This window comes from Rubrimonas cliftonensis, from assembly GCF_900107585.1.
In the GTDB taxonomy this organism is placed as follows: Bacteria; Pseudomonadota; Alphaproteobacteria; order Rhodobacterales; family Rhodobacteraceae; genus Rubrimonas; species Rubrimonas cliftonensis.
This window is the reverse complement of record NZ_FNQM01000002.1, coordinates 80,555-98,188: the sequence shown is the minus strand read 5'-3', so window position 1 is coordinate 98,188 and position 17,634 is coordinate 80,555. Positions and strand designations below refer to the sequence as shown.

17 protein-coding genes are annotated in these 17,634 nt (G+C 72.5%); 10 read left to right on the top strand and 7 right to left on the bottom strand.

Annotated features, from left to right (window positions below; all coding sequences use genetic code 11):
• Window positions 1–279 precede the first annotated feature (279 nt).
• From metF to BLW43_RS03185, 3 genes are read left to right on the top strand one after another with little or no spacing between them, the layout of a single operon-like run.
• Window positions 280–1,170 carry a methylenetetrahydrofolate reductase [NAD(P)H] gene (metF, locus tag BLW43_RS03195; RefSeq protein ID WP_093248366.1) on the top strand — a complete coding sequence of 297 codons (891 nt, stop codon included), beginning with the start codon at window positions 280–282 and terminating at the stop codon, window positions 1,168–1,170.
• Window positions 1,171–1,225: 55 nt separating this feature from the next.
• Window positions 1,226–2,344 carry a Ppx/GppA phosphatase family protein gene (locus tag BLW43_RS03190; protein ID WP_093248364.1) on the top strand — a complete coding sequence of 373 codons (1,119 nt, stop codon included), beginning with the start codon at window positions 1,226–1,228 and terminating at the stop codon, window positions 2,342–2,344.
• 5 nt (window positions 2,345–2,349) lie between these two features.
• Window positions 2,350–3,153 (top strand): RlmE family RNA methyltransferase, encoded by an 804-nt coding sequence (locus tag BLW43_RS03185; protein WP_093248362.1) that lies wholly within the window; start codon window positions 2,350–2,352, stop codon window positions 3,151–3,153.
• 13 nt (window positions 3,154–3,166) lie between these two features.
• Here BLW43_RS03185 and trpS read toward each other — a convergent pair whose 3' ends face one another.
• Complete coding sequence (gene trpS, locus BLW43_RS03180; protein WP_093248360.1) at window positions 3,167–4,198, bottom strand: tryptophan--tRNA ligase; 1,032 nt, start codon at window positions 4,196–4,198, stop codon at window positions 3,167–3,169.
• A 92-nt stretch (window positions 4,199–4,290) separates the two neighbouring features.
• Here trpS and BLW43_RS03175 point away from each other — a divergent pair, with 92 nt between their 5' ends.
• Window positions 4,291–4,941 carry a rhomboid family intramembrane serine protease gene (locus BLW43_RS03175; protein ID WP_093248358.1) on the top strand — a complete coding sequence of 217 codons (651 nt, stop codon included), beginning with the start codon at window positions 4,291–4,293 and terminating at the stop codon, window positions 4,939–4,941.
• 8 nt (window positions 4,942–4,949) lie between these two features.
• Here BLW43_RS03175 and murJ read toward each other — a convergent pair whose 3' ends face one another.
• The 3 genes from murJ to BLW43_RS03160 are packed head-to-tail and all read right to left on the bottom strand — an operon-like array spanning window position 4,950 to window position 10,595.
• On the bottom strand, window positions 4,950–6,524 hold the full coding sequence (murJ, locus tag BLW43_RS03170) for a murein biosynthesis integral membrane protein MurJ (protein WP_093248356.1): 1,575 nt from the start codon (window positions 6,522–6,524) through the stop codon (window positions 4,950–4,952).
• Between the two features lie 10 nt (window positions 6,525–6,534).
• A complete protein-coding gene (locus BLW43_RS03165; protein ID WP_093248354.1) occupies window positions 6,535–9,381 on the bottom strand; it encodes a [protein-PII] uridylyltransferase in 2,847 nt (948 codons plus the stop codon).
• Window positions 9,382–9,386: 5 nt separating this feature from the next.
• Entirely contained in the window at window positions 9,387–10,595 is a 1,209-nt protein-coding gene (locus BLW43_RS03160; RefSeq protein WP_175478734.1) for a penicillin-binding protein activator, read from the bottom strand.
• A gap of 54 nt (window positions 10,596–10,649) precedes the next feature.
• Here BLW43_RS03160 and rsmI point away from each other — a divergent pair, with 54 nt between their 5' ends.
• Genes rsmI through BLW43_RS03130 form a run of 6 tightly spaced genes read left to right on the top strand, consistent with a single transcriptional unit; the run spans window position 10,650 to window position 15,312 of the window.
• The gene (rsmI, locus tag BLW43_RS03155; protein ID WP_093248350.1) at window positions 10,650–11,615 is read left to right on the top strand and encodes a 16S rRNA (cytidine(1402)-2'-O)-methyltransferase; all 966 of its coding nucleotides are present in this window, start codon (window positions 10,650–10,652) and stop codon (window positions 11,613–11,615) included.
• Complete coding sequence (locus BLW43_RS03150; protein WP_093248348.1) at window positions 11,608–11,991, top strand: YraN family protein; 384 nt, start codon at window positions 11,608–11,610, stop codon at window positions 11,989–11,991. Before rsmI ends, BLW43_RS03150 begins: the two co-directional genes overlap by 8 nt.
• Window positions 11,992–11,996: 5 nt before the next feature.
• Window positions 11,997–12,743 (top strand): BON domain-containing protein, encoded by a 747-nt coding sequence (locus BLW43_RS03145; RefSeq protein ID WP_175478733.1) that lies wholly within the window; start codon window positions 11,997–11,999, stop codon window positions 12,741–12,743.
• A 10-nt stretch (window positions 12,744–12,753) separates the two neighbouring features.
• Entirely contained in the window at window positions 12,754–13,695 is a 942-nt protein-coding gene (gene gshB / locus BLW43_RS03140) for a glutathione synthase (protein ID WP_093248344.1), read from the top strand.
• A gap of 16 nt (window positions 13,696–13,711) precedes the next feature.
• Window positions 13,712–14,620 carry an alpha/beta hydrolase fold domain-containing protein gene (locus BLW43_RS03135; protein ID WP_093248342.1) on the top strand — a complete coding sequence of 303 codons (909 nt, stop codon included), beginning with the start codon at window positions 13,712–13,714 and terminating at the stop codon, window positions 14,618–14,620.
• A complete protein-coding gene (locus BLW43_RS03130; protein WP_093248340.1) occupies window positions 14,617–15,312 on the top strand; it encodes an RraA family protein in 696 nt (231 codons plus the stop codon). Before BLW43_RS03135 ends, BLW43_RS03130 begins: the two co-directional genes overlap by 4 nt.
• Before the next feature lie 23 nt (window positions 15,313–15,335).
• Here the strand turns inward: BLW43_RS03130 and BLW43_RS03125 are convergent, their stop codons facing one another.
• From BLW43_RS03125 to BLW43_RS03115, 3 genes are all read right to left on the bottom strand, one after another.
• Complete coding sequence (locus BLW43_RS03125; protein ID WP_139283969.1) at window positions 15,336–16,238, bottom strand: M15 family metallopeptidase; 903 nt, start codon at window positions 16,236–16,238, stop codon at window positions 15,336–15,338.
• 46 nt (window positions 16,239–16,284) lie between these two features.
• Entirely contained in the window at window positions 16,285–16,650 is a 366-nt protein-coding gene (locus BLW43_RS03120) for a hypothetical protein (RefSeq protein WP_093248336.1), read from the bottom strand.
• 124 nt (window positions 16,651–16,774) lie between these two features.
• A complete protein-coding gene (locus BLW43_RS03115) occupies window positions 16,775–17,422 on the bottom strand; it encodes a putative 2OG-Fe(II) oxygenase (protein ID WP_093248334.1) in 648 nt (215 codons plus the stop codon).
• Window positions 17,423–17,634 lie beyond the last annotated feature (212 nt).

Here is a 17,634-nt window from a genome sequence, read left to right as displayed (position 1 = left end):
TGGAGCGAGTCCGGGCTGGCCGGATCAGGGCGCGACAGGAAGACCGCGAGGAGGCGCTGGCGTGGGGCGGCGGCCGCGGGGCGGTCAGGCCGCGCGCCGCTCCGGCGTCGCCGCCCTGCCATTATTTACGCTACCGCAACGCCTCGACGGGCAATGTCTTCGGATTGCGCCGCCTCGGCGCCTGCGACTGCCGCCCGTGTTGATCGCGGCGCAGCATCGCCCTATCATCCTCGCGTCTCCGGCGCAGGTGCGACGCGCCGCCGAAAGGAAGCCTGCCCGATGCATGATCCCGCCCGTCGAGCGCCGACGATCTCCTTCGAGTTCTTCCCTCCCAAGACGCCGACGGCGGCGCAGAACCTCTGGCGATCGGTCGAGCGCCTCGCGCCGCTCGGCCCCCAGTTCGTCTCGGTGACCTACGGCGCAGGCGGAACGACGCGCGAACGCACGCTGGCGGCCATCGCCGCGATCCGCGAGCGCGCGCGCCTCGACGTGGCCGGCCACCTCACCTGCGTCGGCGCCACCCGGGAGGAGACGCTGCAGGTCGCCCGCAGCTACCGCGCGCTCGGCTGCGCGCGCGTCGTCGCGCTGCGCGGCGACCCGCCGAAGGAGACCGGCGTCTTCGCCCCCCATCCCGACGGCTTCGGCGGCTCGGTCGAGCTGATCGAGGCGCTGGCGCGCGAGGGCGGGCACCGCATCACCGTGGGCGCCTACCCCGAGAAGCACCCCGAAGCGGCCGACCAGCGCGCCGACATCGACCATCTCAAGCGCAAGCTGGACGCCGGCGCCGAGAACGCCATCACCCAGTTCTTCTTCGAGAACGCCACGTTCCTGCGGTTCCGCGACGCCTGCGCGAAGGCCGGGATCGACGCGCCGATCATCCCCGGCGTCCTGCCGGTGGAGAACTTCGTGAAGATGCGCCATTTCGCCGAGGGCTGCGGCGCAAGCGTTCCCGACTGGATGACGAGCGCCTTCGAGAACGCGGCCGACGAGGAGGCTGCGCGCGATCTCGCCGTCTCCATCGCGTCCGAGCAGTGCGCGCAGCTGCTGGCGGAGGGGGCGTCGCACCTCCACGTCTACACCCTCAACAATCCCGATCTGCCGTTCGAAGTGTGCCGAGCCATCGGCTTCGAGCCGCAGCCTACGCGCGTCGCAGCCGCAGGCGGCGCCTGATCGCGGACGCATGCGCCGCCTTGCCGCCCAGCCACCCCTCGTTTAATCGAGTGGAATGGACGCATCGACGGAGCAGGCGGAGAGGAACGAGCAGACGCGCCGAAGCGGCGGCCCGGGCGTCCGCGCAGCGCCGCTCGCCGCCGTCGATCTCGGCACCAACAACTGTCGCCTGCTCATCGCCCGCCCGACGCCGGCCGGCTTTCAGGTCGTCGACAGCTTCAGCCGCGCGGTGAAGCTCGGCGAGGGGGTCGAGGAGAGCGGCGTGCTCGGCGAGGTCGCGATGCGCCGGGCGCTGGACGCCCTGGCGGTCTGCGCGGAGAAGATCCGCCGTCACGGCGTACGGCGGATGCGGGCGGTCGCGACCGAGGCCTGCAGGCGGGCGGCCAACCGGTCCGGCTTCATCGATCGCGCGCGCTCGCGCACCGGTCTGCGCATCGACATCATCTCCGCCGAGGAGGAGGCGCGGCTCGCGGTCGCCGGCTGCGCGCCGCTCCATGTGCCCGAGGCCGACCAGCTGATGGTCGTCGACATCGGCGGCGGCTCCACCGAGCTGATCTGGATCGACCTCAGCGGCACGCCCCCGCACCTGCGCGGCAGGCTCCTGATGGCGCTGGCGCCGGCCCGCCGCGGCGCGCTGGAGGCGGACGCCCGCGCGCGCGCGGCGGCCGCCCATATCGTCGACTGGGTCTCCGCGCCCGTCGGCGTCGCCACGCTGCATGACAGGTTCAGCCGAATCGAGAACCCCAAGGCGCGGTTCGACGCCATGTGCGCCGCCTTCGAGGACGAGATCCGCGCCTTCGCGCCCTATGGCAAGCGGCGCGACGCCCTCGGCGCCTACCAGCTCATCGGCGCGTCGGGCACGGTGACGACGCTCGCCGGCGCCCATCTCGGCCTGCGCCGCTACGACCGCGCGCGCGTCGACGGCATGTGGCTGCCCAGCGACGGCGCCATGGCGGTGATCTCGCAGATCGTCGCGCTGGACGACGACGAGCGCACCCGCCACCCCTTCATCGGTCCCGACCGCTCGCTGCTTCTGGTGGCCGGCGGCGCGATTCTCGCCACGGTGCTCAATCTCTGGCCTACCGAGCGCATCCGCGTGGCCGACCGCGGCCTGCGCGAGGGGCTGCTCTACGGTCTGATCGGCGAGGGCCTCGGCTCCGCCAGCCGGGTCTGACGCCGATGGCGGACGGCGGGGGAAAGCGCGGCGGCAGACCGGGCGGGGGGCGCGGCGCAGGCGGCGGCAAGGCGACGGACGGCGGCCGGGCGGCGCTCCACACCCGCGTCAAGACCGCCAAGGGGCGCAAGCTCAGCTCGACGCTCTGGCTCCAGCGCCAGCTCAACGACCCCTATGTGCAGCGCGCCAATCGCGAGGGCTTCCGCTCCCGCGCCGCCTACAAGCTGTCGGAGATCGACGACCGCCAGCGCTTCCTCGTGCCCGGCGCGCGGGTGGTGGATCTCGGCTGCGCGCCCGGCGGCTGGCTCCAGATCGCCGTCGCCCGCGTCAACGCGCTCGGCCGCAAGCAGGGCAAGGCGCGAGGTTTCGTGCTGGGGGTCGACATCCAGCCGGTCGACCATGTCGAGGGCGCCGAAATCCTCGAACTCGACTTCCTCGCCGACGACGCCGATCAGGTGGTCAAGGACGCCCTCGCCGGGCCGGCCGACGTGGTGCTGTCGGACATGGCCGCCGCCTCCAGCGGGCACCGCGCCACCGACCACCTGCGCATCATCGCGCTCTGCGAGGCGGCGGCGCTGTTCGCCTGCGAGGTGCTGAACCCCGGCGGAACCTTCGTCGCCAAGGTGCTGCAGGGCGGTGCGGAAAATGAGCTTCTCGCGATGCTGAAGCGCCGCTTCGCAACCGTCGCCCATGTGAAGCCGCCGGCGAGCCGCAAGGACAGCGCCGAGATGTATGTCGTCGCCAGCGGTTTCCGGCCGGAGCCCGCGCAGACGCCCGGCGACGACGAGGGCCGAGACGACGAGGGTTGACCGGCGCCGGCCTTCAGCCCCGGGTGCGCAGCAACCCGGCGAGGTCATAGGCGCCGCGCGCCACCGGCTCGGCGATGGCCGACGCCCGCTCCGCGCCGTTCGCCAGCACCGCGTCGATGTGGCCGGGGTCGGCGAGCAGGTCGCGCATCCGCCCGGCGATCGGCGCGACCTTCTGCACCGCAAGGTCGGCCAGCGCGGGCTTGAACGCGGAAAACGGCTTGCCCGCCCATTCCGCCACCACGTCGGCCTTGGTGCGGTCGGTCAACGCGGCGTAGACGCCCACGAGGTTGTCGGCGCCCGGCCTGCCGGCGAGCCCGTCCACCGTCTCCGGCAGCGGCTCGGGGTCGGTCTGCGCCTTGCGGATCTTCAGCGCGATGGCGTCGGCGTCGTCGGTGAGGTTGATGCGGCTCAGGTCGGACGGGTCGGACTTCGACATCTTCTTCGTGCCGTCGCGCAAGCTCATCACGCGCGTCGCCGGTCCCTCGATCATCGGTTCGGGCTGCGGGAAATAGTCCGGCGCCTCGAAATCGAGGTTGAACTTGGCGGCGATGTCGCGCGCCAGCTCAAGATGCTGCTTCTGGTCCTCGCCCACCGGCACATGGGTCGCCTTGTACACGAGGATGTCCGCGGCCATCAGCACCGGATAGGCGTAGAGGCCGACCGAGGCGCCCTCGCGGTCCTTGCCGGCCTTTTCCTTGAACTGGGTCATGCGGTTGAGCCAGCCGATGCGGGCGACGCAGTTGAACAGCCACGCCAGCTCGGCGTGCGCGGGAACCTGGCTCTGGTTGAAGATGATCGACCGCTCGGGGTCGAGTCCGCAGGCGAGGAACGCCGCCGTCAGCTCGCGGATGGCGCCGCGCAGTTCGGCGGGCTTCTGCGGCACGGTGATGGCGTGCAGGTCGACCACGCAATACAGCGTCTCTGCGCCGCGCCCCTGCATCTCAACGAAGCGTTTGACCGCGCCGAGATAATTGCCCAGATGGAGGTTCCCAGTGGGCTGGACGCCCGAGAACACGCGGTGGGCATGGCCAGCGACTTCCGACATTCTCATTCCCCCGGCGCGGTGCGGGCGGGTGATAGGCGGCGCAGCCGCGCCGGTCAAGCGAATGGGGCCGGCCAGGGGCCGGGGCTCAAGCCATGAGGACGGGCGCGCCGCCGATCGTCTGGGCCATGGCGGCGGTCTTCGTCGTGCTGGAGACGACGCTGACGCTGAGCGACATCGGCGTGCTCCCACGCGGACTGCGCTGGACCGTCTATCGCTACGTCGCCTTCTACGACATCTACTTCGAGGCGTGGCGATCCGGTCAGAACGTGCCGCTCGCGTTCTACTGGTCGTTCGTCAGCCACGCCTTCTTCCATGGCGGGATGCTGCATCTGGCGATGAACACCGGCGTCTTCCTCGCGCTCGGGACGCATCTGTGCCGGGCTGTCGGGGAGCGCGCGATGCTGGCGCTGTTTCTCGGAGCGGCGGTCGTCGGCGCGCTCTTCTTCGGCCTGGTCGCGGACACGGGGCTGGAGTTCGTGCCGATGGTGGGCGCCTCCGGCGGGCTCTTCGGCTTTCTCGGGGCGATGAAGCGGTGGGAGTGGCGTCATGTCGTCGCCCATGCCCTGCCGCGGCGCCGTTTCTGGAGCACGATCCTAGCGCTGACCGCGGTGAACGTGCTGCTGTCGGTCAGCCTCACCGGCGGCGGGGTGGCGTGGGAGGCGCATCTCGGCGGCTTCATCGGCGGCTGGCTCGCCGGCGGACTGCTGACCCCGCGCCGCGGCTTCGCCATCGGGCCCATCTGAGCGCGGCGTCAGTCCCGGCGGCGCAGAGCGGCCCTCAGATCGGCCGGACGCACGCCGCCGCCCGTCACCGCCAGCACGGCGTAGAGCGCGCCGCCGCCGAGCATCAGACCGGCCAGCGCGAGCCAGCGCAGGCCCGGCGCCGCGAGCGCCTCGCCCAGCGCCTGCGCGCCGAGCCAGAGCGCCAGGCCCATCGCCAGCGACGCCGCCAGCAGCCGTGGCGCGGCCTTCGCCAGCCGCGCGTCGGCCCGCGCCGCAGGGTCTCGCGCGCGGGCGCCGCGCATCAGCAGCCAGAGCTGCAGCCACGCGCCCAGAACCGTGCCCAGCGGGATCGCGACATAGCCGACCAGCGGGGCGCCGGCCGCCGCCACCACGACGTTGGTCGCCATCGCCGCCACGGCGTAGCGCAGCGGGCTGTCCATGTCCTCGCGCGCGAAGAAGATCGGCTGGACGACCTTCTGCAGCACATAGGCCGGCAGCCCCAGCGCATAGAGCGCCGTCGCCGTCGCCGTCGCCGCCACGTCCTCGGGCGAGAACGCGCCGCGCCCGAACAGCACCGAGACGATCGGCCCGGCGACGGCGGCCAGCGCCGCGGCCGCGGGAAGCGTCAGCGCCAGACACAGCTCCGCCGCGCGGTTCATCGCGTCGCGGGCGCCGGCCTCGTCGCCGCGGCGGACCCGGCGCGAAAGCTCCGGCAGCAGCACCACGCCGATCGCGACGCCGACCACCCCCAGCGGCAGCTGATAAAGCCGGTCGGCGTAGCTCAGCCACGCCACCGCGCCGGGAAAGAACGAGGCGATCAGCGTGCCCACGACGAGGTTGATCTGCGTCGCCCCGCCGGCCAGCGCGCCGGGCGCGCCCAGCCGCGCCAGCCGGCGCACGCCGGGCGTCAGCCTTGGCCGGCGCAGCCGCAGCGCCATGCCTGCGCGCCGCGCCGCCAGCCACACCATGGCCGCCTGCGCGAAGCCCGCCGCCAGCACCCCCCAGGCCAGCGCGTCGCCCACCGGCCAGGCGAAGGCGAGCGCCAGCCCCATCGCGCCGATCAGGAACACGTTGAGCAGGATCGGCGCCGCCGCCGGCGCCGCGAAACGCCCCAGCGCGTTCAGCACGCCGGAGAACAGCGCCGTCAGCGACATGCACAGCAGATAGGGAAACTCGATGCGCGCGTAGGCCACGGCGAGGTCGAAGCGCTCGGCGTCGTCGGCGAAGCCGCCCGCCAGCGCCAGCATCAGCACCGGCATCGCCACGAGCGCCAGCGCCGTCAGCGCGAGCAGGACGGCGGTCAGCGCCGCCAGCGCCTCCTCCGCGAAGTCCTGCGCCGCGGCGCGGCGCTCGGCCTCGCTCCCCTCACCCTCCAGCCGCTTCGCGAGCAGCGGCACGAAGGCCATGTTGAAGGCGCCCTCGGCGAAGAAGCGCCGGAACATGTTGGGCAGGCGGAAGGCGACGAAGAACGCCTCCGCCATCGGCCCCGCCCCGAGCAGCGCCGCGATCAGCACGTCGCGCGCGAAGCCCAGCACGCGGGAGGCCATGGTGAGGCCGCCCACGGTCGCGAAGCCGCGCATCAGGCGGACGGGCGCGGTCGTCATCGGTCCGGACTCAGTCGGCGAGCGTCTGGGCCGCGGCGTCCGCCACCGCCTCGCGCAGCCGCCGCGCGATCGCCTGCTGCTTGGCCGGCGAGCGGATCTTCAGCCCGAAGATGTCCTTCACATAGAACACGTCGACCGCCTGTTCGCCGTAGGTCGCGATGACGGCCGAGAAGATGTTGATGTTGCAGTTCGCCAGCGCCCGCGTGAGGTCGTAGAGCAGGCCGAACCTGTCCCGCGCGTCGACCTCGATCACGGTGTAGATGTCGGAGGCGTCATTGTCGAAGGTGACGCGGGTCGGCGCCTCGAAGGGCCGCTCGCGGCGGCGCGCGGAGCGGCGGCGCTCCGCCAGCGCCTTGCGCGGCGCGATCTCGCCGGAAAGCGCGCGGCCGATGGCGAGGCGGAGCCGCTCGAACTGGTCGGCCGCATAGGCGCCGCCGTCGGCGTCCTGGATCCAGAACGCCGATGTCGCCATGCCGTCGACGGTGGTGAAGGTGCGCGCGTCAACGATATGCGCCCGCGCCAGCGCCAGCGCCGCGGCCATGCGGCTGAAGATGCCGGGATGGTCGCCGATCGAGATCAGCACCCGCGTCGCGTCCCGCCCGGCGTCGGCGTCGATGCGCAGGGCCAGCGCGTCCTCCGCCCCCGGCGCCGGCGCCCGGCCCTGCGCGGTCAGCGCCGCGCGCTCCTCGGCCTGCTCGCGCGCCATTTGAGCGAAGGCGGCATGGGCGTCGACGTCGAGGCCCAGCCAGTAGGGCGGATAGTGCCGCGCCGTCTCCGCCTCCAGCGCCGCCGCGGGCCAGCCGGCGAGCGCGCGGCGCACGGCGTCCTTGGCCTCCTCCACGCGGTCGGCGCGCGACAGCCGCTCCGCCCCGCCGGTCAGCACGGCGCGGGTGTCGTAGTAGAGATGGCGCAGGAGCTGCGCCTTCCAGTTGTTCCACACCCCCGGCCCCACGGCGCGGATGTCGCAGACCGTCAGCACCAGCAGCAGCCGCAGCCGCTCGGGGCTGCGCACGACGTCGGCGAAGTCGCGCACGGTGCGCGGGTCGGCGATATCGCGCTTCTGGGCGGTGTCGCTCATCAGCAGGTGATGGCGCACGAGCCATTCCACCAGCTCGCTCTGCGCCGCGTCGAGCCCGAGCCTCGGGCAGAGATCCCGCGCCACGACGGCCCCGACCTCGGAATGGTCCTCCGGCAGGCCCTTGCCGATGTCGTGCAGGAACAGCGCGACCGACATCACCTCCATGTCGAGCCCGGCCTTCACGATCTCGCTCGCCACCGGCAGGTCGGCGATCAGTTCGCCGTCGCGGATGCGGCGCAGCGCCTTCACCGCGAGGATGGTGTGCTCGTCCACCGTGTAGTGGTGGTACATGTTGAACTGCATCATCGCGACGATGCGGCCGAACTGCGGGATGAACCGCCCGAGCAGGCCGCTCTCGTTCATGCGCCTGAGCGCGCGCTCGGGGTCGGTCGACCGCGCCAGCAGCGACAGGAAGATGGCGTTGGCCTCCGGGTCGGCACGCAGCGCGTCGTCGACGAGATCGAGCTTCGCCGCGACCGCGCGCATCGCGTCGGGGTGCAGCAGCGAGCCGGTGCGCAGACCCTCGGCGTAGAGCCGCAGCATCGCCGCGGGGTCGCGGTCAAAGAGGTCGGGGTCGGCGAGACCGATGCGCCCGTCGCGGAACAGGAAACCCGCCGCGAGCGGCGTCGCCCCGCCGAGGCCCAACGCGCGCGCGAAGCTCCGCAGGTCGGGGCGCGGCTTGCGGTGGCTCTGCTCGAGCGCGGCGCAGAACCAGCGCGTGAGGTCGCCCACGTCCTTGGCGGCGCGGAAATAGTTCTGCATGAACCACTCCACCGCGCGCCGGCCGCCGCGATCCTCGTAGCCCATGCGGCACGCCACCTCCACCTGCATGTCGAAGCTCAGCTGCTCCTGCGCGCGGCCCGCCACCCAGTGCAGCCAGCAGCGCACCGTCCACAGGAACCGCTCCGCGGCGGAGAAGGTGGCGACCTCCTCCTCGGTCAGCGCGCCGGCCTTGACGAGCGCCGCGACGTCGTCGGCGTGGTGGAGATACTTGGCGATCCAGTAGAGCGTCTGGAGGTCGCGCAGGCCGCCCTTGCCCTCCTTGACGTTGGGCTCCACGAGATAGCGCGAGCCGCCGTTGCGCTTGTGGCGCTGGTCGCGCTCGGCGAGCTTGGCCTGCACGAACTCCGGCCCGGTGCGCTGGAACAGATCCTTCCAGAGCCGGGCGTCGAGCTGCTCCAGGGGCGCGGGGTCGCCCCACAGGAAGCGCTTCTCCAGCAGCGTCGTGCGGATGGTGACGTCGGCGCCGGCGAGCCGGAGGCATTCCTCCGGCGTGCGGACGGCGTAGCCGACCTTCAGCTTCAGGTCCCACAGCAGGTAGAGCGCGCATTCGATGAGGCTCTCGCCCCAGGCTGTCTGCTTGTAGGGGCGCAGGAACAGCAGGTCGATGTCGGAGAACGGCGCCATCTCCCCCCGCCCGAAGCCGCCGACCGCCGCGACGCAGAGCCGCTCGCCGCGCGTGGGGCTGGGGTTGGGGTGAAGCGCGAGGGCGGCGTCGAGCGCGCCGCGCACCACCGCATCCATCGACGCCGCGAGCGCGCGCGCGGAGGCGACGCCGTCGCCCTGCGCCCCAAGCGCGGCGCGCGCGGCTTCCTTGGCGCACCGGACGGCCTCCGACAGCGCGGCGTGGGCGACGGCGCGGGCCGCCGTCGCATCCTGCCCGGCCGCCATGGCGCGCACGCGCGCGCCGAGCCCCTCGAGCGGGTCCGCGTCCACCGGCGTCGACGTCTCGGACGGATGCGAGGCGGAAGCCTCGTCGGCGGTCGCGGCGCGATCCACCCGCGTCAACTCCCCGGCGCGCCGGCCGGCGCCGGGTCGCGCAGCGCGAAGCCGTCCCCGGTCACCTCGTAGATCGCGCGCGGCCGGACATTTGTACCATCAGTCTTGAGCCGGAAAGTACCCCCGGGCCCAATGAATCCACGCTGGCGCGTCATTCGTTCTATCGAAAAAGGTTCTGCCGACCCTGCAACACGCGCTTCGGACACAAGGTCAACCAGCGCCGCTACCGCATCATATCCAAGATAGGCGCGAGGATCGGGCTGGCGTCCGGTAACGGCTGCAAAACGCTCCCCAAAGTTTCGACGGGCCGCCATATCTGGCGCAGCGAAAAGACCACCTCGCATGGACCGCTCCCGAATAACCTCCGGAGTATTCCAGAGCCCCATCCCCATAAACTGCAATTTGCGCGGCGAAACGTCATAGTAATCGAGAAATGACACTACTGAAATAAGCGCAAGTCCGCCGTCTGGTATCACTATTGCCTCTACATTACTGGCGCGCACAGCGGCAGCGTTCGATTCAACCGCAGCTGCAATACCATCTGGACTATATTGATAGCTGAATTCGTAACCAACACGAACATTGTGTCGGCGCGCTGAATCGCGCAGCGCTGCCGAAGCAACTTGCCCATAAAGGTTCTCTGGGAAGACGATAGCGATCGATCGTACGCCCGTTGAAGCAGCGTATCCGACGATACGATCTGCGTCGTCCTCGGGAAGCTCGCCAATCACCCAAAGAGGAACGGAGCCAGAAGCGCTGTCCGGCGTGAAAGAAAGCGTCGTAGTTCCAGTTTCGGCGACTAAGTTCGCGACCGAACGCGCAGCGATCGCGAAAGCGGGACCGACAAGCGCAACGGCTCCGGCATCAATCGCAGACCTCGCGGCAATCGCGGCGGTGGCCGCATTAGCGCCAGTGTCGAAGCTGCTGAGCCTCACAAGCCCCACACCCTTTTCACGCGCGGCCATGTCAGCCGCCGCGACGAGATCGGCGCCGAAGGCGGTGGCGCGGGTGTCCGACCCCGACAGCGGCGCGAGCACGCCGATCAGCAGGGGCTGCGAGACGTCGACGCGCCGCTCGGAGACCGCGGCCTGCGACGGCGCCGCGCCGGCTGCGCCGGTCGTCGTGGGCGCTGGGCGGGGCGCACAGGCGGCCAGGGCGACGCAGGCGCAGAGACCGGCGAGAAAACGGGTGACTGAAACGACGGCGGCGCGCATCCTGCTAATCCTCAAGACCATTGCCCGCGGCGCTGCCCGCGGCGACAGGATGCTATGCAAGCGCCACTGCGAAGTAAACGCGACCCGCGCCGCGCGCCCGCCGCCGTCGCGCCAGACGCCGACGCCGACGCTGACGCCGACCCTGGGGCGACGCGCGCCGCGCCCTCCCCGCTCGCGCCGGGCCTGCATCTGGTGGCGACGCCGATCGGGGCCGCAAACGACATCACCCTGCGCGCGCTCGACACGCTGGCGCGGGCCGACGTGCTGGCGGCGGAGGATACGCGGCGCCTGCGGCAGCTTATGGAGATCCACGGCGTGCCGCTCGGCGAACGCGCCATCATCCCCTACCACGACCACAACGGCGCCCAGCAGCGCCCGCGGCTGCTCGCGCGGATGGCGGAGGGCGCCTCGGTGGCGCTGGTGTCGGACGCCGGCACGCCGCTCGTCGCCGACCCCGGCTGGCGGCTGGCGCGCGAGGCGATCGACGCGGGCCTGCCGGTGACCGCGGCGCCGGGCGCCTCGGCGCTGCTCGCCGCGCTCTCCATCGCCGGGCTGCCGACCGACCGCTTCCTCTTCGCGGGCTTTCCGCCCACCAAGACCGGCGAGCGGGCGCGGTTCCTGGAGAGCTTCGCGCAGGTTCCGGCGACGCTCGTCTTCTACGAGAGCCCGCGCCGCCTCGCCGACAGCCTCGCGGCGATGGCGGAGGCGCTCGGCGATCGCCCCGCCGCGGTCTGCCGGGAACTGACCAAGCGCTTCGAAGAAGCGCGGCGCGACAGCCTTTGCGCGCTGGCGGAGGCCTACGCCGCCGAGGGCGCGCCCAGGGGCGAGGTCGTGGTCGTGATCGGCCCGCCGGAGGCGACGGCGACCTCCGAGGCGGACATCGACGCCGCGCTGTCGGAGGCGCTGAAGGGCGCCAGCGTGCGCGAGGCGAGCCGGGCGGTCGCGCTGGCGCTCGGCGCGCCGCGCAAGTCGGTCTACGCCCGCGCGCTCGCGCTCTCGAAGGAGGCTCGCGATGGCTGAGGCGGCGGCGCCGCGCGCCCGGCGCGGCGGGCGCAACCATCGCGCCGGCCTCGCGGGGGAGGACGCCGCGGCGCGCTTCTACGAGTCGCGCGGCGCCGAGGTGCTGGCGCGACGCTGGCGCGCGCCGGAAGGCGAGATCGACCTGATCGTGCGCGACGGCGGCGTGATCGCCTTCGTCGAGGTCAAGAGCGGCCGCGGCGCGCTGCGGCGCGACGCGATCGGGCCGCGCCAATGGGCGCGCTTGGAGGCGGCGGCCGTGAGGTATATGCTGCACGCAGAGACGGGCGACGCGCCCGTTCGCTTCGACGCGGCCTTCGTGGGGCCTGACGGCGCGGTGGACGTGGTGGAGAACGCCCGCATGAGCGAGGCATGGTGAACCTGATGAGCACGTTCCTTCGGGCGCCGCGCGCCCGCGCATATCCTCGGGCGCCGCGCGCCCGCGCATACCCTAGGGCGCCGCGCGCCCGCCCATGGGCCGCCCGCGTCGCCGTCGCGGGCGTCCTGGCGGCGCTGGCCGCCGCCTGTTCTCCCGCGGTCCCCATCGTCGCCGCCGGCGCCGTGACGACGGCGGCCGTCGCGGAGGAGCGCACCACCCGCGACGCGCTGACCGACATCGAGATCGAGACGACCATAAACAACAACCTGCTGAACGCCTCGCCCGAACTCTTCCGACGGGTCGGCGTCGACGTCGTGGAGGGCAGGGTGCTGCTGAGCGGCGCCGTCTCGCGGCAGGACCAGCGGATCGAGGCGGTGAAGCAGGCCTGGGCCGCGCCGGGCGTGCGCGAGGTGATCAACGAACTTTCGCTGGCCGGCGACCCGGGCATCCAGCGCTACAGCCAGGATCTCTGGATCACGACGCAGTTGCGCTCGCGGATGGTCGCCGACGCCGGGATTCGCTCGATCAACTACAACATCGAGACGCACAGGGGCGTGGTGAACCTCATCGGCCTCGCCCGCTCGCCGCAGGAGCTTCAGCGCGTCACGCGCATCGCCGCCGCCATCCCCGGCGTGACGTCGGTGGTCAGCCATGTGCTCTCGATCGACGACCCGCGCCGTCTCGCACAGACGCCGCGGCCTGACGGGAACAGCGACGGTTTCGGCCCCGCGCCCGCCCCCGCCGCCGGCTGAGGATCCGCCCATGCTCTCCGTCGCCATCCAGATGGACCCGATCAGCGGCGTCGACATCGACGCGGACAGCACCTTCCGCATGGCGGAGGAGGCGCAGGCGCGCGGCCACAGGCTGTTCGAATATCACCCCGATGCGCTGGTCTGGCGCGAGGGGCGCGTGCTGGCGACGGGCTGCGACCTGGAGGTGAGGCGCAAGCGCGGCGACCACTTCACCCGCGGCGAGCGCCGGCAGATCGACCTTGCGGAGTGGGATGTCGTCCTGCTGCGCCAGGACCCGCCCTTCGACATGGGCTACATCACCACGACGCATCTGCTGGAACGCGTGCACCCGCACACCCTCGTGGTCAACGACCCGTTCTGGGTGCGCAACTGCCCCGAGAAGCTGCTGGTGCTCGACTTCGCCCATCTCGGCCCGCCGACGATGATCGCCCGCGGGCTCGCCGACATCCGGGCGTTCCGCGCCGAGCATGGCGACATGATCCTCAAGCCGCTCTACGGCAATGGCGGCGCCGGGGTGTTCAAGCTGCCGCAGGCCGACAGCAACCTCGCTTCGCTGCACGAACTGTTCATGGGCATCAACCGCGAGCCGCTGATCGCGCAGAAGTTCCTGCCGGCCGTCAGCGAGGGCGACAAGCGGGTGATCCTGATCGAGGGCGAGCCCATCGGCGCCATCAACCGCGTGCCGCAGAAGGGCGAATCGCGCTCGAACATGCATGTCGGCGGCACGGCGGTTCCCAGCGAGCTGACCGAGCGCGACCGCGAGATCTGCGCCGCCATCGGCCCGACGCTGCGAGAGCGCGGGCTGATCTTCGTCGGCATCGACGTCATCGGCGGCAACCTCACCGAGATCAACGTGACCTCTCCCACCGGCATCCAGGAACTCGAGCGCTTTTCCGGGGTCAACGGCGCGGGGCTGATGTGGGACGCGATCGAGGCGCGGCGCGCGGGCTGAGCGCGGCCGCATCGCCATGACAGGCGACGCGCGCCCCTCGACGCGGATGCGGCTGATCACCGCCTTCCTGCGCCACGTCAACAAGCCCCGCGTCGCCCGGGCCAAGAACCTCGCCGCGATGCGCGGATGGCTGGAGCGCGCCGTCCCGATGCTCGCGGCCATGCCCACCGGGGCGACCCCCCGCGAGGTCGAGGGCGCGCTCTGGGTCGGGCCGTCCGAGCGCGGCGTGGCGATCCTCTACCTGCATGGCGGCGGCTTCGTCATGGGCGCACCCGAGACGCACCGCCACCTCGCCGCGGCGCTGGCGCTGGCCGCCGACGCGCCGGCGCTCGTGCTGCGCTATCGCCGCGCGCCGGAACACCCCCACCCGGCGCAGATCGACGACGCTCTGGCGGCCTATCGCGGCCTCGTCGCGCGCGGGCTGCGCGTGGCGGCGGCGGGCGACAGCGCGGGCGGCGGGCTCGCCTGCGCGCTGACGCTGGCCGCCCGGCGCGAGGGCCTGCCCGACCCCGCCTGCGTCGCGGCCTTCTCGCCCTGGTGCGACATGACGCTGACGAGCCCGACGCTTCGCGCCAACATGCGCTCGGACGCGATGCTGCCTGCCGAGAGATTCGCGGAAGTCGTGGCGATGCGCATGGCCGGGGGCGACCCGCGCGACCCGCTAGCCTCGCCGGTCTTCGCACGCTTCGACGCCCCGCCGCCGCCGCTGTTCATCACGGCGAGCCGCGCGGAACTGCTCGCCGGCGACGCCGCGGCGATGGCGGAGGTCTGGCGCGCGGCTGGCGGGCGGGTCACGATGCGCTGGTCGGCCGACGCCCCGCACGCCTGGCCCGTCTTCGTCGGCGCCGCGCCGGAGGCCGACGCGACCGTGGCCGAAGCCGGCGCCTTCATCGCAAGCCGCCTCTCAGGAGAGAACCGACCATGACCGAGGACGCCGCGCTCAAGGCCGCGATGGAGGCCGTATCGACCGCGACGCTGACGACCGTGCTGCTCAAGCGCGGACTGCGCAACCTGTGGATCCGCGGCGCGGCGCCGATCTCGCCGGGGCCGCGCATCGTCGGCCGCGCCTTCACCCTGCGCTTCGCACCTGCGCGCGAGGACCTCGCGACGCCCGCGGCCTGGGCCTCGCCCAACTCGACCCGCGCCGCCATCGAGGCGATGCCGGTCGGCGCGGTGGCGGTGATCGACGCGATGGGCGTCTCGGCGGCGGGGGTGTTCGGCGACATCCTGTGCCAGCGCATGGCCGTGCGCGGCGTCGCGGCGCTGGTGACTGACGGCGCGGTGCGCGACATCGCCGGCGTGCGCGAGACCGGCCTCGCCGTCTGGTGCGCCGGCGCCGCGGCGCCCGCCTCGGTCGCGGCCCTGCACTTCACCGGCTGGGGCGACGTGATCGGCTGCGGCGGCGTGTGCGTCGAGCCCGGCGACTGGATCGCAGCGGACGGCGACGGCGCCGTGGTCATCCCCGCCGCGATGGCGGCGGAGGTCGCCGCGGCGGCGACGGAGCAGGAGGCCTTTGAGGACTGGGCGCTGGCGGAGGTGAAGGCCGGCGCCACCCTGCCCGGCCTCTACCCGCCCAACGCCGAGACGCAGGCCCGCTACGCCGCGCGCAAGGGCTGAAACCCGCTCGCCGCCGCCTGGCCTCACTCCGCCGGCGGCGGCGCGTCCTCCGGCAGGTCGGGCAGGTCCGGCGGCGCCGCGCCCTCTGGCAGCTCAACGTCGAGCAGCCCGGCGACGCGCCAGCGCTCGAAGAGCTCCTGGCTGACCTCGAAGTGCATGCTGTCCTCGCGCGAGAACGCGGCGCCCCAGATCCAGCCCTCCTCGAGGAAGAAGTCGCTCATCAGGATCAGGCCGAGCTGGGTCTGCCCGTCGCCCATCGCGTCGAGCGTGCCGCCGATGGAGATGTCGATGGCCAGCCCGAAGGCGTGCCGCGAGATCGCCTCCTGCGAGCCGCGCACCAGCCGCGCGCAGAGCCCGCCATAGGACTTGAGCTGGGCGTAGAGGTCGGGGTCGTCGTCCTCCACGCGCGCGAGGATCGCCTCCAGACTATCGAGCGCGGGCCTGATGAGCTGCGCGCGGAACGGGCCCACGTCGCGCGTCTCCAGCAGCGCCAGCAGACGCGGGCTCGTCGGCCGCGAGCATTCCTGCCCCAGCGCGTCGGCGGGGTCGCCGAACACCTCGCGCAGCGTCGCGGTGCTGAGCAGCTTCAACCCGGTATTGTAGGAGCGCCGCGCCGAGAGCCGCATCAGGTCGGCGTAGCCGCCAAAACCCTGCGCCGCCGGGGCGGGCGTGGCGGGGATGTCGGGCAGGGGGGCCAGGGCGGCCTGCTTCTGCGCCGCCTCCAGCGCCTCCATCCGGTCGCGCATCAGATCGAGGCGGTCGGCAAGATTGGCGATCTGCGCTTCGAGCACCGCGGCGCGCTGGGCAGTGAGCGCGGCCTGCTCCTGCGGCGCGGTCAGGCGCCAGATCACCGGCGCGGCGAGGATGGCGAAGGCGATCGCGAGCGGCCCGACGAGCCGCAGCGCCCCGCCGCGCCGCTCCGTCATCGTCCCGCCCCGGAAATCCTCCGCGCCCGCCGTCGCGGCGCGCCGCTCATCCCAGCGAGCCTTCCGCAAACACCGCGCCGTCGCCGTCGATCAGGCGGATGAGCCCGTCATCGATCTCGATGGCGGTGCATACTTCGGGAAAATCCTGCTGGCCGATGGTGACGGTGCGGCAGAGCTTGCCGTCCGGCGTCCAGCGCCATGTCCCTTTCGGCGTCTCGCCGTCGGCGTCGCCCCCGATGCTGCCGTCGCGGTTCGCGATGAGCTGCACGCCGTTGTCGAAGGTGATCGGCACGTCGGCGACCTTGTCGAGGAACTCCGTCTGGGAGGCGATGCGCTGGAAGCCCTCCGGCGCCGGCGCGCCGGCGCAGCCGGCCAGAAGCAGGGCGGTGCAGGCGATGGGCGAGAATTTCATGGCGCGCTTCCGGAATGACTGGACCCGCGCGCAGCCTAGCCAATGCGCCGCTGGAATGACACGCGGATTCGCCGCATCGCCGCGCGCGCGACCGGCGGTCGCGCCTTCGTCCCCTGCGGCGCCGTCAGCCGAAGTTCACCGCATAGCCCCAGCTGTCGATGCGCTCCGGCAGGCTGTTGAGCGCCAGCGTCACCCGCTCGGGGCCCTCATGCGGCGGCGCCTCGTGCAGCAGGTAGCTCGGAAAGAAGATCGCGTCGCCCGGGCGCATCGGCGGCGCCGCCCAGCGCCGGGCGTTGTAGGCGGAGACCTGCGTCGCCTTGTTCTCGTTGACGAAGGCGAAGTCGCCGCCGCCGAGCGCCTTGTGGAACACGGTGCGGGAGCCCGCCGAGGTGTCGGTCAGATAGACCACGACGGAGACGAAGCTGTTGGCGTGGTTGTGCATCTCCTGCCGGCCGCCGGCCTGCATGACGTTCACCCACATCTCCTTGACGCGCCACCGCAGCCGCTCGCCGAGCAGAACGGCGCCGAACTCGGTCAGGTGCGGGTCGAGGAGGCTGGCGAGGCGGCCGAAGCGCTGGTCGTCCTCCGGCCGCACCATCGCGCTGTGCGCGAGGCGCTGGTCGTGCGCATTGCGCTCCTTCGCATCGGCGCGCGCCTGGGCCAGGATCGAGGCGCAGAGCTCCGGCGGGCAGAGCGAGGGGACGGTCATCACCGGCGTCGGAAAAAGCCCGATGACGCTGGGCTTCTGCGCGGGTTTCGCGGGCGGGGGCATGGGCGGCGGCCTCGGTCTGGGAACACCGGGTGAATAGCGCGGCTTGACGACGGATTTGCGACGCCGCCGCTCCGACGTGCGCGCCGGGGCGGCGGAGGCGCAAGGCCGCACCCGGGCGGCGCCGTCTCCCCGTTCGCGGCCGCTGCGCGCAGGCGCCCTGTCCGCGCCGGATCCCGCCGAGCTCCTGTCTCGCCGGGGCCGCGCAGGCGCCC

Coding starts and splice junctions, on each gene's coding strand:
- BLW43_RS03115 (WP_093248334.1), bottom strand. CDS start 17,422: ATGCCCCCGCCCGCGAAACCCGCGCAGAAGCCCAGCGTCATCGGGCTT.
- BLW43_RS03130 (WP_093248340.1), top strand. CDS start 14,617: ATGACCGAGGACGCCGCGCTCAAGGCCGCGATGGAGGCCGTATCGACC.
- BLW43_RS03175 (WP_093248358.1), top strand. CDS start 4,291: ATGAGGACGGGCGCGCCGCCGATCGTCTGGGCCATGGCGGCGGTCTTC.
- BLW43_RS03150 (WP_093248348.1), top strand. CDS start 11,608: ATGGCTGAGGCGGCGGCGCCGCGCGCCCGGCGCGGCGGGCGCAACCAT.
- BLW43_RS03120 (WP_093248336.1), bottom strand. CDS start 16,650: ATGAAATTCTCGCCCATCGCCTGCACCGCCCTGCTTCTGGCCGGCTGC.
- BLW43_RS03160 (WP_175478734.1), bottom strand. CDS start 10,595: ATGCGCGCCGCCGTCGTTTCAGTCACCCGTTTTCTCGCCGGTCTCTGC.
- murJ (WP_093248356.1), bottom strand. CDS start 6,524: ATGACGACCGCGCCCGTCCGCCTGATGCGCGGCTTCGCGACCGTGGGC.
- BLW43_RS03145 (WP_175478733.1), top strand. CDS start 11,997: ATGAGCACGTTCCTTCGGGCGCCGCGCGCCCGCGCATATCCTCGGGCG.
- gshB (WP_093248344.1), top strand. CDS start 12,754: ATGCTCTCCGTCGCCATCCAGATGGACCCGATCAGCGGCGTCGACATC.
- trpS (WP_093248360.1), bottom strand. CDS start 4,198: ATGTCGGAAGTCGCTGGCCATGCCCACCGCGTGTTCTCGGGCGTCCAG.
- metF (WP_093248366.1), top strand. CDS start 280: ATGCATGATCCCGCCCGTCGAGCGCCGACGATCTCCTTCGAGTTCTTC.
- rsmI (WP_093248350.1), top strand. CDS start 10,650: ATGCAAGCGCCACTGCGAAGTAAACGCGACCCGCGCCGCGCGCCCGCC.
- BLW43_RS03125 (WP_139283969.1), bottom strand. CDS start 16,238: ATGACGGAGCGGCGCGGCGGGGCGCTGCGGCTCGTCGGGCCGCTCGCG.
- BLW43_RS03185 (WP_093248362.1), top strand. CDS start 2,350: ATGGCGGACGGCGGGGGAAAGCGCGGCGGCAGACCGGGCGGGGGGCGC.
- BLW43_RS03190 (WP_093248364.1), top strand. CDS start 1,226: ATGGACGCATCGACGGAGCAGGCGGAGAGGAACGAGCAGACGCGCCGA.
- BLW43_RS03135 (WP_093248342.1), top strand. CDS start 13,712: ATGACAGGCGACGCGCGCCCCTCGACGCGGATGCGGCTGATCACCGCC.